A 13,604-nucleotide genomic window follows, 5' to 3' on the forward strand; every position below is an offset into this window, starting at 1 on the left:
TTATATCGTCGGGGAGAAGATGCGATCCGGCAAAGAGACGACGGATGCTGCCATGAGCCGCAAAGGCCGGTACCACCACGTGCGCGAGAACTTGCAGGTCAAGGATATCGTCGTCGGCGACGGCGAGGCGAGAAAACGCTACGTTCTCGTGCATAATCCCAAAGAAGCCGAACGGGATCGTCTGCGCCGGAAAGAGCTAATCGAACGTTTGGAAGCGGAACTGGAGGGTCTCAAGCAGTTAAGCAACCAGGCGCACACGAAAGCCGCATGCCGATTGCGCACGCATCCGACCTACGGAAAGTACTTGCGTCAACTGAAAGACGGGACACTCAAGCTGGATAAGCAAGCGATCCGTGACGCAGAGAAATATGACGGCAAGTATCTCATCCGGACATCGGATGACACGCTTTCTGCAGAGGACGTTGCCCTCGGCTACAAGCAGCTGGTTGATGTGGAAGACGCATTCCGAACACTAAAGACCACGTTGGAGCTTCGTCCGATGTATCATCGGCTGGAAAACCGCATTCGCGCCCACATCCTGCTTTGTTGGCTTGCTTTACTGCTGGTTCGCATCATCGAAGAAGAAACCGGCGAGACCTGGACGGCATTACGCAAGGAACTCGATCGCATTCATCTTGGACATTTTTCATCAAATAACGGAGACGTCTACCAGAGCACGGAATTGACACCCAAACAACGAAAAACCTTTGATACGCTTGGGATTGAGGCTCCACCAAAGTTCCTAAAGATACAACCCAAAGCATAGATACACGAATTTCTTAAGAAAAATGCCCGTCAACCCAGACAGCGCAAGGGATAGCGGGTATTTCATTTACCTAGTAACTGTCGAACTCGGGCGGAAAGCGACAGCTGAAGCTCGGGGCGCTGCTGCACGGGGTGGGCGGCGGTACATCGACCTGGCGCCATCCGGATGCGATTACGGACGCCAGTGTCAATTTCGGGCTGTACAAGCAATGGGTGCGCAAAGCCGAGGAAGGGAAGCTCGACTTCATCTTTATCGCGGACGGTCTCTACATCAATGAAAAATCGATTCCCCATTTTCTCAACCGATTCGAGCCGATCACCATCCTGAGCGCCCTGGCGGCGGTCAGCACGCATATCGGACTTGTCGGGACGCTGTCGACGTCGTACAGCGAGCCGTTCACGGTGGCGAGGCAGTTCGGTTCGTTGGACAACATCAGCGGCGGCCGGGCGGGATGGAACGTCGTCACGTCGCCGCTGGAAGGATCGGCGCTCAACTACGGCAGGAAACAGCATCCGGATCATGCGACGCGGTACCGGATTGCGGCGGAGTTTCTCGAAGTGACGCGCGGGCTGTGGGATTCGTGGGAAGACGATGCCTTCGTCCGCAACAAGGAGACGGGGCAGTTTTTCGATCCCGACAAAATGCACGCGTTGAATCATGAAGGCGAGTTTTTCTCGGTCAAGGGGCCGCTCAATATCCAGCGTTCGAAGCAGGGGCATCCGGTCATCTTCCAGGCGGGATCTTCGGAAGCCGGGAGAAATTTCGCTTCCCGGGCGGCGGACGCGGTCTTTACGGGGCAGGAGACGATCGAGGAAGCGCGGGAGTTCTATCAGGACATCAAGCGGCGGGCGGCAGGCTTCGGGCGCAATCCGGACGAATTGCTGATCTTCCCCGGCATCGGGCCGATCATCGGCTCCACGGAGGAAGAGGCGGAGCGGAAGTACCGCGAAGTCGCCGAGCTCGTCACGGTGGAAGAGGCGCTCAATTATCTCGGCCGCTTCTTCGATCATCACGACTTCTCGCAGTATCCGCTGGATGAGCCGTTCCCGGACATCGGCGATCTGGGGAAAAACAGCTTCCAGGCGAACACGGACCGGATCAAGCGCATCGCCAGGGAGCAGAACCTGACGCTCCGCGAAGTCGCGCTGCGGACGGCCACGCCGCGCGGCAATTTCATCGGCACGCCGGAAACCGTCGCCGACCGGATTCAGGAGTGGTTCGAGACCGGCGCGGCGGACGGGTTCATCATCCATGCCGCGACGCCGCGGGGTCTCGAGGAATTCGTCGACCACGTTGTGCCGATTCTGCAGGCGCGCGGCCTGTTCCGGACGGAGTACGAGAGCGACACGCTGCGCGGCAACCTCGGACTGCCCGTACCGGAGAATCGCTATACCCGCGCGAGAGCGCTCAAGGTTTGATCCCGACCATGATGGATACAGAAGGAGTGGACACGCATGGCCCAAACGGTTCTCATCCTCTCCGGCAGTCCGAATCCGCAATCGCGACTCGCCGGCATCATTTCCCATCTGGAGACGACGCTTGCCGCGCGCGGCGTCGACGTCGACCATCTCGCCGCCGCGTCTCTGCCGGCGGAAGATTTGATCTTCGGCCGTTTCGACAGCCCGGCTGTTCAGGAGGCGAACGCGCGCGTGGCGCGGGCCGATGCCGTGATCGTCGCCAGCCCGGTGTACAAGGCATCCTATACCGGCCTGCTCAAGACGTTCCTGGATCTCCTGCCGCAGAAAGGGTTGGAAGGCAAGACGGTGCTGCCGGTCATGATCGGCGGCACGATCGCCCATCTGCTGGCGATTGAGTTCGCGCTGAAGCCGGTTCTGTCCGCGCTCGGCGCGCGGCGGTTCGCCGGCGAAGTCTATGCGCTGGATACGCAGGTGGAGCGGAAGGAAACGCCGGGAGGCGTCATTTACGAATTGCAGGACGAATTGCGGGAGCGCCTCGACGCGGCGGCGGCGAGGCTTGCGGGGGAGACGGCGGACGCCGCCGTCCGCGTGTAGCCGCTTGCCGCAAGCATCGCGAAAACCCGGTGCCGGATCGGCGCCGGGTTTATGCATTTGCAATTCAAAATTCTCTATCGACGAATAGAAAAATTCAATCGATGCCCCGCCCCTGTGACGCAAGGAACAAATTGACAGACCTGACGATCTTGCCTTACGATAACAAACAAACATTTCCAATTTAACATATAGGAAAAGATTGAATTCAGGTCGACACAGGAGGGAGGCGTCTGATCATGAACCTGGAAAACATCGAAGCGTTCGTCTATGTCAACCATTTCGGCAGCTTCAACAAGGCGGCGGAGGTGCTCTATCTGTCGCAGCCGTCGGTGACGGCGCGCATTCAGACGCTGGAGCGGGAGCTGGACTGCAAGCTGTTCGACCGGCTCGGGAAACAAGTCGTCCTTACGGAGCAGGGGAAGCAGTTTCTGCCTTATGCGCAGAAGATTCTGCAGACGTTCCAGAAGGGCAAATTGCAGCTTCAGCAAAGAACCGCCGTCCCCAACGAACTGCGCATCGGCAGCACGGCTTCGGTCTCGAATTACGTGATCCCCGAGCTGCTTCCCGTAATCAAGGCCAGATTCCCCGAGCTGACGTTCAAGCTGACGACGGCGCCGACGGAGGATCTGACGGCCAAGCTGCTCAACCGGGAGATCGACATTGCATTCGTCCGCAAATCGGCGCATCCGGCTTTCCAGTCGTTTCTGTTCCACGAAGATCCGATCAAACTGTACGTCTACGCCGATCATCCGTTCGCGCGCTCGGGACGGGCGTCGCTCCGGGACATCATCGGCCAGCCGCTCGTCTTCTTCGAGTGCGGAGCGCTGGACTGGCTCCGGCTGCATCGCGTGTTCGAGGGGCTCGATCAGCCGCCCGACATCGTGTATCATGCCGACAACGCGGAGACGGCGAAGAAGCTGGTGTTGCGCAAGGCCGGCATCTGCTTCCTGCCCGGACTCACCGTCCGCCAGGAGGTTGCCGATGGGCGGCTCAAGCCGGTCGAGATCGAGGAGACCGCCGGCATCGCCCTGCAGACGAACCTGATCGCATTGAGCGGCGAACATGAGGAGATCATCCGGCTGCTGCGCTCGGTGGATCTGAAGGAAGCGCTGGCGTCCTAAATTTTTGCAATCGACGAATAGACAAAGTCTATTAGCGGCATGGCCGGTGCCGTGTTACAGTTGTCTCAAACCCAATTCTCATTAAAACGATAGGAAAAAGAGAGTATGACGCTGCGGAGAGGAGGAAGCCGATTGAGCGAGACGATTCGGCTGGCGCGGACGGAAGACGCGGAGCGCGTTCGGGAAGTGATCCATGAAGCGTACGCCCTGATCCGCGAACTGAACCTGCATTGGCCGGCGGCGCATGCGGACGTGGCGCTCGTGCGGGACAATATCGCGGAGAACGACTGCTACGTGCTGGAAATCGACGGACGGATCGCGGCGACGATTACGCTGTCCCGCAAGGAAGAAGTCCGGCATTGGACCGACCTTCCGTTCCTGAAATGGTTTGCGGTTCACCCCGATTACCAGGGCAAAGGCATCGGCGGGAGGCTGCTTGCTTATGTGGAGCGGGAGGTTGTCCTGGGGCGGCTCGGAGCGCCGGCGGTCACCCTGGCGACGGCCGAGAAACACCCGTGGCTCTTGCCGATGTACGAGCGGCGCGGCTACGAGCGATTCATCGCGTTCGATCCGGGCAACGGGGACGGGATCATGCACCTGCTCCGCAAAATTCTCAACCCCGCCAAATTCGGCGAAGTCCATTCGGTGAGCGGCGACAGGAGGGAATCCCGTTGAGAAACACCATGAAAGCCGTCATCTTGCTGATCCTTGCCGCGCTTTCGGCGGCCGGCTGCGGCGGCGCAAGCGCGGGAGAGAGCAAGGAAGGCGTGAAGAAAATCATCGTCGGCACCGGCACGCAGTTTCCGAAAGTCGCGTTCATCGACGAGAACGGCAAGCTGACCGGTTTCGACGTGGAGCTCGTCCGCCAGCTCGACGCACGGCTTGAGCAGTACGAATTCGAGTTCCGGACGATGGATTTCAGCAACATCCTGCTCAGCCTGGAGACGGGCAAAATCGACTTTGGCGCGCACGAGTTCGAGAAAAATCCGGAGCGCGAGGAGAAATATCTGTTCAACAAAGTGCCCTACGCGTATTGGCGGAACTTCATCGTTGTCGCCAAGGACAACACCGATCCGATCGAATCGCTGGACGACATGCACGGCAAGAAGTTTCTGGCGACGGCCACCAGCGCGCAGGCGCAAATTCTGGAGAACTACAACAAGGAACATCCCGGCGCGCTGGAGATCGTCTACAACAACGGCGGGGCGAACGATCTCGTGACCCAGATCACGACGGGGCGCGTGGATGCGGCGATCGGCGCGGACTTCTCCCTGCCGCTCATCGACCCGCAGGGCAAGCTCAAGACGGTCGGCAAGCCGCTTACGGAAGCCGAAATCCTGTTCATCTTCCGCAAGGACGATCCCGAATCGCAGCAGCTCGCCGACGACATCGACGCCGCGCTGCTCGAGCTGAGGAAGGACGGCACGCTGGCGAAGCTCAGCAAGGAATGGCTCGGCCAGGATTTCACGTACGAAGACTAAAGCCCGGTTCGTCCGCGCTGCAGAAAGCGAGGCCAACGAATGGGTCTGCCATTTGACATCAGCTACGTTTTCTCGTTCATGCCGAAGCTGGCTTCGACGCTCCTGCTCACGCTGGGGATTGTCGCCGGATCGCTGCTGTCGGGTCTGCTGCTCGGGCTGATTGCGGCTTTGCCCCGGCTGTACCGGGTACCCGTGCTGCAGCAGGTGTCGATCGCTTACGCCTCCTTCTTCCGCGGCACGCCGATCCTGATCCAGTTGTTCCTGATCTACTACGGTCTGCCGGAGCTGCTGAAAACGGTGCACATCGACGTCACGCGCACGCCGGTTCTCGTGTTCGTCATTCTGACGTACGGGCTGCATACGGGCGCCTTCGTGTCGGAGACGATCCGGGGCGCCATCATGGCGGTGGACCGCGGCCAGGTGGAAGCCGCCTATGCGCTCGGCATGACCGGCCCCCAGGCGTTCCTGCGCATCGCGGCGCCACAGGCGCTCGCCATCGCGGTGCCGGTGCTCGCGAATCAGACGCTCGCCTTGCTGAAGGAGACGTCGCTCGCCTTCACGCTGGGCGTCATGGAGATGTCGGGCAAAGCGCAGTCGCTCGCGCGGATTACGCAGCATTTTCTCGAGGCGTACCTGGCCCTCGCCCTCATCTATCTCGCGGTCGCGTTCATCCTCGAGAAGCTGCTGCTTGCGGCCGAACGGCGGCTGTTGCGCCATGAACTGCCCGGGGAGGCTTCCGGCCGGTTTCGGCTGCGCAGGGGGCTGACGCTTCGCAAGCTGGCGTCCGGGCTGCAGGGAGGCTCGCCGTCATGAAGCTGGATCCTTCATTTATATGGGAAGCGCTGCTGAAGCTGCTTGAAGCGCTGCCGACGACGCTCGCCATTACGGCCGTCTCGGTCGGATGCGGCTTTCTGGCGGGAACGGGAATTGCGCTCGTCCGCGTCTACCGCGTTCCGGTGCTCCAACGCATGGCGGCCGCCTGGGTGACGGTGATCCGCGGCACGCCGATGCTCGTGCATCTGCTCGTCATCTACGCGGGGCTGACGCTCATCGTGGACAGCCTGACCGGCTACTTCGGCCTCGGCTGGAATTCGGCGCGCATCCCGATGATCGGGTTCGCCTATCTGTCGTTCTCGGTCACCGCATCGGCTTATTGTTCCGAGATTATCCGGTCCGGGCTCCTCGCGGTGGACAAAGGGCAGCGGGAAGCGGCGCTGTCGCTCGGGATGACGGCGATGCAGACGCTCCGGCGGATCATTTTTCCCCAGGCGCTGGCGGCCAGCGTGCCGAACCTGACCAACTTCGTCATCGGCATGCTGCACGGCTCGACGCTGGCGTTCGTCGTCTCCGTCGTCGACATCAACGCCAAGGCGGAGATCGTCGCGTCGACGAACTGGAAGTTTTTCGAGGCGTATCTGGCGGCCGCGATCTTCTTCTGGGCGATGACGATCCTGCTTGAGCGGGCGGGCGGGGCCATCGAGCGCCGCATCAACCGGTATCGCAAGGGGGGAGTGGCATGATCCGGCTGACCGGCATCCGCAAATTGTTCGGCAAGGACGAAGTGCTGCGGGGCATCAGCCTTGAGGTGAACAAGGGCGAAGTCGTCGCGATCATCGGGCCGAGCGGCTCGGGGAAGACGACGCTGCTCCGGTGCATCAATTTTCTGGAGCGGCCGGACGCGGGCGAGATTCGCATCTCTGATCTTCACGTGAACTGCCACAAGGCTTCGAAAAAAGAGATCCACGCGCTGCGCCTCAAGACCGCCATGGTGTTCCAGCAGTACAACCTGTTCCGGCACAAAACGGCGCTCGAGAACGTGATGGAAGGGCTCGTCGTCGTCCGGAAGATGCCGAAGGATGCGGCGCGGGAGCGCGGCGTCCGGCTGCTGGAGAAGGTCGGGCTCGGCGACAAGCTGGATGCCTACCCGAGCCGGCTGTCCGGCGGCCAGCAGCAGCGCGTCGGGATCGCCCGGGCGCTGGCTATGGAACCGGAAGTGATCCTGTTCGACGAGCCGACGTCGGCGCTGGACCCCGAGCTGGTGGGCGAAGTGCTGGCCGTGATCCGCCAGATCGCGGAGGAAGGGATCACGATGATCATCGTGACGCACGAGCTTGGCTTCGCCCAGGACGTGGCGAGCCGCGTCGTCTTCATGGACGACGGCGCCATCGTGGAGGAGGGCTCGCCTGCCGAACTGTTCGCAAGGCCGAAGGAGGAGCGGACGAAACAGTTTCTGAGGCGGCTCGCTCCGGAATATTCGATTTGAGATTTGGGAGGCTGTCCGGATGACGATCAAGCTCAGCATTCTCGACCAGAGCCCGATCCATCCCGGCGAGACCGCGGACGAAGCGCTCGCGCACACCGTCGAGCTGGCCGGGTTGGCGGACCGGCACGGTTTCGTCCGGTTCTGGGTGTCGGAACATCACGACACGGAGCAGCTCGCGGGTTCATCGCCGGAGACGCTCATTCCGTATCTGCTGGCCCGGACGGAACGGATCCGCGTCGGCTCGGGCGGCATCATGCTCCAGCATTACAACCCGTACAAGGTGGCCGAAAACTTTCATGTGCTGGCGTCGCTCGAGCCGGGCCGCGTCGACCTCGGCGTCGGACGCGGGCCGGGCGGGCTGCCGCGCAGCACGCGGGCGCTGCAGCGGTACATGGCCGAGCAGCCGGATTACCGGGACAAGGTCCTCGAGCTTGCCGGTTATGTCGGCGGACGGCCGCTGCAGGACGGCCATCCGCTGGCGGGGCTGCGCGCCACCCCGGTGCCGAGCGTCCCGCCGGAGATCTGGCTGCTGGGCACGACCGTCCAGAGCGCGGAGCTGGCCGCCGAGCTGGGACTGCCGTATGTGTTCTCGCTGTTCATCGGCGGGGACGAGGACGAAGCGGTGGAAGCCGTGCGCATTTACAAGCAGCGCTTCCGCCCCGCACCTTCCGGAAGCGGGCGGGCCGAGGCGATCATCGCCCTCGCGGCGATCGCGGCCGACACGGATGAAGAGGCGCGGTCGCTCGTGCCGACGCACCGGATCGTGAAGGTGAGGCTGGCGAACGGGCAGACCGTGACCGTCGGCTCGGTCGAACAGGCGCAAGACTACGGCCGCCAGGCCGGCATCCCTTACACGATCGAGGAGAAAGAACCGGTCGTCTACGCCGGCTCGAAGGAGCACGTGCTGGCGAAACTGCTTGAAATGCGCGAGGCGACCGGTGTGGAAGAGTTCATGATCACGACGAACATCAAGCCGTTCGAGAAGCGGCTGCGCTCGTTCGTCCTGCTGCACGAAGCGCTGAAGGAGGCGGGGCAGGTTGCGACGTAACCGCAAGGCCGCGGGGAGGGCGGAACGATGAGCGGCCGCGCGCCGGCCGGACGATCGGCGGAGCATCTGGCGCAGCGGCTCATCGCCATCCGGCGGGAAATGCACCGCCATCCCGAATTGTCACATGAAGAATTCGAGACGACCGCGCGGATCCGCGGGTGGCTGGAAGCGGCCGGCATCCGGATCGCGAGCCGCTATGCGCTGCGCACCGGCGTCATCGCCGAGGTGGGCGGGCTGCGGGAAGGGCCCGTCGTGGCGCTCCGCGCCGACATCGATGCACTGCCGATCCAGGAGGAGACGGGCCTCCCCTTCGCATCGGAAGTCCCGGGCCGGATGCATGCCTGCGGCCACGACTTCCATACGGCCGCGATCATCGGCGCCGCGCTGCTCCTGAAGGAGCGGGAGGCGGACTTGCGCGGCACCGTGCGCCTGATCTTTCAGCCCGCCGAGGAGAAGGCGTCCGGCGCGCGCCGCGTGATCGCGAGCGGGGCGCTGGACGATGTCCGCGCCGTCTTCGGCTTGCACAACAAGCCGGACCTGCAGGTCGGCGCCTTCGGCATCAAGGAAGGCCCGCTCATGGCCGCGGCGGACGGCTTCCGCGTCGAAGTGGAAGGGCGCGCTTCCCATGCCGCCGTTCCGGATGCGGGCATCGATCCGGTCGTGGCCAGCGCCCATATCGTTACGGCGCTGCAGTCGATCATCAGCCGCAGCGTCAGCCCGCTGCAGAGCGCCGTCATCAGCGTGACGCAGCTGCACGGCGGCACCGAGTGGAACATCATCCCGGATCGGGCCGAGTTCGAAGGCACGATCCGCACCTTCGACCGGTCGGTGCGATCCCGCGTGCGGGAGCGGTTCGAGCAGGTCGTCCGGGGCACCGCCTCCGCTTTCGGCGCACGGGCGGCCATCCGCTGGATCGAAGGGCCGCCGCCGGTCCACAACGATGCCCGGCTGGCCAAGCTCGCGGAGGCCGTTGCGGCCGAGCTCGGCCTGCGGGCGGTCGTCCCCGTCCCGTCGGCGGCCGGGGAAGACTTCGCGGTCTACCAGGAGCAGGTGCCGGGGCTGTTCGTATTCGTCGGAACGAACGGGCCGCAGGAATGGCATCACCCGAAATTCGATGTCGACGAGCGCGCGCTGGCGCCGGCCGCCGCCTTCTTCGCGGCGCTCGCGGAACGCGCCCTGGCGGATGCGCGGAGCGCATCCTGACACGCCGGCGGGAACCAACCGACCCATCGACAGGAGGTATGCAAGTTGAGTGGACAAGCGGATGTTCAAGCTTTTCTGGATACGTTCGGACAACTGCAGGAGGCGATCGCCGGCCTGTCCGGAGAAGCGCTGCGCTGGAAAGAGGCGCCCGGCAAATGGAGCGTGACGGAAGTGCTCGCGCACCTCGCCGACCACAGCATCGTGACGTCGTTTCGGATTCGCGCCATACTGGCGGGAGACGCGGCCCGTCTGCCCGCTTTTGCCCAGGACGCATGGGTGGCCGGGCAGAAAGCGAACGAGGCCGGGGCGGCGGACATTCTGGCGGCTTACGGGGCGCTGCTGCATTACAACGCGCAATTGCTCGGCCGGCTGACCAAAGCGGAATTGGCGAAGACGGGCGTCAACGCGAAGGGCGAGACCGTCAGCATCGCGGACCTCATACGGGGCTTCGTCCGGCACGTGCACCATCACCTGGGCCAGATCGACCGCATCAAACAGGCGCAGCGGGCCGCGGGGTTGCATGCGCCGAAAGCTTGACGAATGCCGAAGCGGCACAAACGAACCGGGGCAGGGACAACCTGCTCCGTTTTTTTGCGCCAGGGGGCTCGAATGTTTGACAGAGAGATGCAGACACGGGCGGAAGATGCCGTTATGGACGGGAGGAAATATTTGCATTACAATTAATTTCACAATATGAAATAAAGTTTCATTAATTGAAACACAGGAGGCGGGGGATCGTGGCTTACTGTTTCGACGGTCTTGACCATGTCCAGCTGGCTGCTCCGGAAGGCTGCGAAGCGGCGGCGCGCAAGTTTTTCGGCGGCTTATTGGGCTGGGAGGAGATTCCGAAGCCCGCAACGCTGCAAAAACGCGGCGGCGTCTGGTTCCAATGCGGCGCGCATCAGGTGCACATCGGCGTGCAGCGGGATTTTGTACCGGCAGTCAAGGCCCATCCGGCTTTTCACGTGCGGAATCTGGATGCGCTTCGCCGGCATCTGCTCGCAAGCGGCGTGCAGATCACGGACGATGACGCAAGGGCCGAAGAAGGCGTCAGACGTTTCTACATCCATGATCCCTACGGCAACCGGATTGAATTTATGGAAAAGCGGGTGACGGACAAGCGGCAATGAAACGGATCTATCTCGTCAGGCATTGCAAGGCGGCCGGCCAGGAGCCGGAGGCGCCGCTCACCGAAGAAGGCGTGACGCAGGCGGAGCGGCTGGCGGACTTCTTCGCGGGGACTGCATCGTGACCAGCCCGTTCGAACGCGCCATCGCAACCATCCGACCGTACGCCGCCAGAAGCGGAATCGCGATCGAAACGGACGGCCGCCTGAGCGAACGGGTGCTGTCGACGGAACCGCTGCCCGATTGGATGGAACATTTGAAGATATCCTTCACCGACATGGAGGCCAGACTTCCGGGCGGCGAATCGTCGCGGGAAGCGATGGAGTGGGGGGCCGGCGTCATCGAGGAATGCTGGCGGCGGCCGGAGTCGAATACCATCGTGGTAACCCACGGCAACCTGATGGCGCTCATCCTGAAAGCATGCGATGACCGCTTCGGCTATGAAGCATGGAAAAGTCTCACGAACCCCGACGTCTACGAGCTCCGCAAGGCCGATGGGACGCGGGAGATCAGCATAAGACGATTGCGGGAAGCCTGATGAACGCCGCGGTGCCGAACCGCCGCGATCACGCCGCGGTCAAACCGGAGGCGCCGTCGATTTTCGCAGAATGAGGGCGGTCGGCAGCACGATCCGCTTCCGCGGGCGGTCTTCGCCCCGCGCGCGGATCCGCTCGATGAGCAGCCGCATGCCGGTATGACCGAACTGGTATGCCTGCTGGGCGGCCACGGTGACGAACGGATCGGCGCCGGCGAACGGGCCGAAATCGTCGAAGCCGGCGACCGACACCTGCTCCGGCACCCGGATGCCGCGGGCCCGCAGCAGACGGATGACATGCAGCGCGAGCACGTTGTTGCCGGCGACAATGGCGGTCGGCAGCGGATCGAGCCGCTTCAGCCATGCCTCGATGGCCGCCGGATCATGCTCGAGCCCGAATCCCGCCTCCAGCACATAGCGCTCGTCATAGGCCAGGCCGAACGTCTTGAGCGCTTCGCGATAGCCTTCCTGCCGGTACCGCGCACTCGAGACGGCCAGCGAGCCGTTGACCAGCGCGATCCGCCGGTGGCCGAGTTCCGCCAGATGCCCGACGAGCTGCCGTGCCCCGGAAATGCTGTCGCCGAGCACGACGTCGCATTCGATGCCGGGCACTTCCCGGTCGAGCAGCACGAACGGCACCTTGTGCTTCCGGAGCCGCTCCAGGCTCGGGAGCGAAGCGTCGCCCGAAGGCGCGATCAGCGCCCCGTCGACGCGCGTCTTCAGGATCGTCTCGACATAGTTCGATTCCTTGTCCGGGCTTTCGTCGCTGTTGCCGAACAGCAGGCGGAACCCGTTCTCGGCCGCGGCATCCTCCGCGCCGCGGGCCAGCGTCGTATAGAACGGATTGCGGATATCCGTCACGAGCAGGAACAGGATTTTCGACTCTTGCAACACGAGGCTGCGCGCCATGCCGTTCGGCACGTAGTGCAATTCCTCCATGACCTTGAGCACACGCTCCCGAGTCTTCTCGCTTACGCGCTCCGGCTGGTTGATGACCCGGGACACGGTCATGGCCGACACATTGGCCTTCGCGGCAATGTCGTAGATTGTCACCATTCCTGCGACCGCTCCTTAACCACGTTGACTTTTATTTATATTACCGGATTGTAAGCGTTGACATCAACCGGCTCCTGCGAGCGGGCCAAACGGGTTTGCGCGGTCATTGCGACCGGCGAAACGGCACTGTACGCCCATCTTTTTCTGGAGAAAGGTGTCGTCATCGAATAAAAGTCCCGGCCCGGGCCGACGATCCGGTCGCAATTGACATCAAGCGACAATACTTCCCATAAATACGACAATACTTCCTATTTACGCTATCCTGATCGGCTTTATACAATAGAACCAGTTGGGACAACATTAGGTGTGACATCGCTTGAAAGCATCAAGCCGATTGGAGGAACCTGTTGTGTTGGTCGCGTTGGATGTCAAGCGGATTATGGAGCAACTCGGCATCGACTTCAAGCGTTATGAAGAGTGGATGGCGCAGCCGTCATCCGATGATGCCGGCGAGAAAGCCGGCACGGAAGAGAAGAAGCGGTCGTCTTTCTATCGGCTCATACGAACAGGCCGCCTGGCAGACGGACAGCGTCACAGTTGCCGCATCCGACCGGTCAGCGAAGAACAACTGGGAGCAGCCGGCATAAGATAGAAGCGCACCAACCGCGAAAGGAGCCGAAGGGGTGAGCCGACTCGGGTTGTTGGTCCTGCTGTTGTACGTGCTTCTTGTCCTGATTTTTGTTTTTGCCGCTGCCTTTTGACATTGTCCCCATGCTGCTGGAGCCGCATGCCGTGCGGCTCTTTTTTTGTGCGGCGTGCCCAGAAAGCACGTATCTTCTAGCCGGTGAAAGTCCGGCCACGGGAGGGGCCAAGCCCCCGTGTAGCCAGGATGCCTGCGTACGGCGAAATCCGTGCGTAGGAGCGCATCGACGGAAGTACCTGTCAGAGACAGGGCGAGCAACATGTCAGGCCGTAACATCAAGTGAATCCTGCCGCGTCGTCAAAAAGGCCTCGCAAGAGGGAAAAGAGGAAGCCGAGCCCCGCGTACATGG

Annotated in this window: 16 protein-coding genes and 1 pseudogene; 16 read left to right on the plus strand and 1 reads right to left on the minus strand. The window is 62.4% G+C overall.

The annotated features are described in order from the left end of the window. From C6W55_RS00395 to C6W55_RS00460, 14 genes and pseudogenes are all read left to right on the plus strand, one after another. Positions 1 to 766: IS1634 family transposase (locus C6W55_RS00395; protein ID WP_286890736.1), on the plus strand; the 766-nt coding region annotated here is incomplete at its 5' end. Positions 767 to 843: 77 nt separating this feature from the next. Beyond that, entirely contained in the window at positions 844 to 2,184 is a 1,341-nt protein-coding gene (locus C6W55_RS00400) for an LLM class flavin-dependent oxidoreductase (RefSeq protein WP_286890771.1), read from the plus strand. A gap of 36 nt (positions 2,185 to 2,220) precedes the next feature. Next, positions 2,221 to 2,778, plus strand: coding sequence for an NADPH-dependent FMN reductase (gene ssuE, locus C6W55_RS00405; protein ID WP_286890737.1), 558 nt, complete (start codon positions 2,221 to 2,223; stop codon positions 2,776 to 2,778). A 236-nt stretch (positions 2,779 to 3,014) separates the two neighbouring features. Next, positions 3,015 to 3,899 carry a LysR family transcriptional regulator gene (locus C6W55_RS00410; RefSeq protein WP_213486443.1) on the plus strand — a complete coding sequence of 295 codons (885 nt, stop codon included), beginning with the start codon at positions 3,015 to 3,017 and terminating at the stop codon, positions 3,897 to 3,899. A 132-nt stretch (positions 3,900 to 4,031) separates the two neighbouring features. After that, positions 4,032 to 4,574: a GNAT family N-acetyltransferase gene (locus C6W55_RS00415; RefSeq protein WP_286890743.1), complete on the plus strand. Its 543-nt coding sequence runs from the start codon at positions 4,032 to 4,034 to the stop codon at positions 4,572 to 4,574. A gap of 8 nt (positions 4,575 to 4,582) precedes the next feature. After that, entirely contained in the window at positions 4,583 to 5,380 is a 798-nt protein-coding gene (locus C6W55_RS00420; RefSeq protein WP_483316338.1) for a transporter substrate-binding domain-containing protein, read from the plus strand. Between the two features lie 39 nt (positions 5,381 to 5,419). Next, on the plus strand, positions 5,420 to 6,193 hold the full coding sequence (locus tag C6W55_RS00425) for an amino acid ABC transporter permease (protein ID WP_286890749.1): 774 nt from the start codon (positions 5,420 to 5,422) through the stop codon (positions 6,191 to 6,193). Continuing rightward, the gene (locus C6W55_RS00430) at positions 6,190 to 6,900 is read left to right on the plus strand and encodes an amino acid ABC transporter permease (protein WP_286890751.1); all 711 of its coding nucleotides are present in this window, start codon (positions 6,190 to 6,192) and stop codon (positions 6,898 to 6,900) included. Before C6W55_RS00425 ends, C6W55_RS00430 begins: the two co-directional genes overlap by 4 nt. Next, positions 6,897 to 7,643 carry an amino acid ABC transporter ATP-binding protein gene (locus C6W55_RS00435; protein ID WP_286890753.1) on the plus strand — a complete coding sequence of 249 codons (747 nt, stop codon included), beginning with the start codon at positions 6,897 to 6,899 and terminating at the stop codon, positions 7,641 to 7,643. Before C6W55_RS00430 ends, C6W55_RS00435 begins: the two co-directional genes overlap by 4 nt. 19 nt (positions 7,644 to 7,662) lie before the next feature. After that, entirely contained in the window at positions 7,663 to 8,691 is a 1,029-nt protein-coding gene (locus C6W55_RS00440) for an LLM class flavin-dependent oxidoreductase (RefSeq protein ID WP_286890755.1), read from the plus strand. A 27-nt stretch (positions 8,692 to 8,718) separates the two neighbouring features. After that, on the plus strand, positions 8,719 to 9,894 hold the full coding sequence (locus C6W55_RS00445; protein ID WP_286890758.1) for an amidohydrolase: 1,176 nt from the start codon (positions 8,719 to 8,721) through the stop codon (positions 9,892 to 9,894). Positions 9,895 to 9,939: 45 nt separating this feature from the next. Further along, on the plus strand, positions 9,940 to 10,431 hold the full coding sequence (locus C6W55_RS00450) for a DinB family protein (protein ID WP_286890760.1): 492 nt from the start codon (positions 9,940 to 9,942) through the stop codon (positions 10,429 to 10,431). Between the two features lie 200 nt (positions 10,432 to 10,631). After that, positions 10,632 to 11,024 (plus strand): VOC family protein, encoded by a 393-nt coding sequence (locus tag C6W55_RS00455; RefSeq protein ID WP_286890763.1) that lies wholly within the window; start codon positions 10,632 to 10,634, stop codon positions 11,022 to 11,024. Then, positions 11,021 to 11,559, plus strand: a pseudogene (locus C6W55_RS00460) (histidine phosphatase family protein). Before C6W55_RS00455 ends, C6W55_RS00460 begins: the two are co-directional and overlap by 4 nt. A 39-nt stretch (positions 11,560 to 11,598) precedes the next feature. Here the strand turns inward: C6W55_RS00460 and C6W55_RS00465 are convergent. Beyond that, positions 11,599 to 12,612, minus strand: a complete 1,014-nt coding sequence (locus tag C6W55_RS00465; RefSeq protein ID WP_015255293.1) for a LacI family DNA-binding transcriptional regulator — start codon at positions 12,610 to 12,612, stop codon at positions 11,599 to 11,601. A 57-nt stretch (positions 12,613 to 12,669) separates the two neighbouring features. Between C6W55_RS00465 and C6W55_RS00470 the strand changes: the two genes are divergently transcribed. Beyond that, a complete protein-coding gene (locus C6W55_RS00470) occupies positions 12,670 to 12,783 on the plus strand; it encodes an RbsD/FucU domain-containing protein (RefSeq protein WP_157373568.1) in 114 nt (37 codons plus the stop codon). Between the two features lie 178 nt (positions 12,784 to 12,961). Beyond that, complete coding sequence (locus tag C6W55_RS00475) at positions 12,962 to 13,204, plus strand: hypothetical protein (protein ID WP_015255292.1); 243 nt, start codon at positions 12,962 to 12,964, stop codon at positions 13,202 to 13,204. Positions 13,205 to 13,604: the final 400 nt, after the last annotated feature.

The sequence above is a fragment of the Thermobacillus sp. genome, assembly GCF_003390775.1.
GTDB lineage: Bacteria > Bacillota > Bacilli > Paenibacillales > Paenibacillaceae > Thermobacillus > Thermobacillus xylanilyticus.

What these genes read in the sequence shown, in the direction of transcription:
- ssuE (WP_286890737.1), top strand. Translation starts at nt 2,221, where the DNA reads ATGGCCCAAACGGTTCTCATCCTCTCCGGCAGTCCGAATCCGCAATCG.
- C6W55_RS00410 (WP_213486443.1), top strand. Translation starts at nt 3,015, where the DNA reads ATGAACCTGGAAAACATCGAAGCGTTCGTCTATGTCAACCATTTCGGC.
- C6W55_RS00420 (WP_483316338.1), top strand. Translation starts at nt 4,583, where the DNA reads ATGAAAGCCGTCATCTTGCTGATCCTTGCCGCGCTTTCGGCGGCCGGC.
- C6W55_RS00425 (WP_286890749.1), top strand. Translation starts at nt 5,420, where the DNA reads ATGGGTCTGCCATTTGACATCAGCTACGTTTTCTCGTTCATGCCGAAG.
- C6W55_RS00430 (WP_286890751.1), top strand. Translation starts at nt 6,190, where the DNA reads ATGAAGCTGGATCCTTCATTTATATGGGAAGCGCTGCTGAAGCTGCTT.
- C6W55_RS00435 (WP_286890753.1), top strand. Translation starts at nt 6,897, where the DNA reads ATGATCCGGCTGACCGGCATCCGCAAATTGTTCGGCAAGGACGAAGTG.
- C6W55_RS00440 (WP_286890755.1), top strand. Translation starts at nt 7,663, where the DNA reads ATGACGATCAAGCTCAGCATTCTCGACCAGAGCCCGATCCATCCCGGC.
- C6W55_RS00445 (WP_286890758.1), top strand. Translation starts at nt 8,719, where the DNA reads ATGAGCGGCCGCGCGCCGGCCGGACGATCGGCGGAGCATCTGGCGCAG.
- C6W55_RS00465 (WP_015255293.1), bottom strand. Translation starts at nt 12,612, where the DNA reads ATGGTGACAATCTACGACATTGCCGCGAAGGCCAATGTGTCGGCCATG.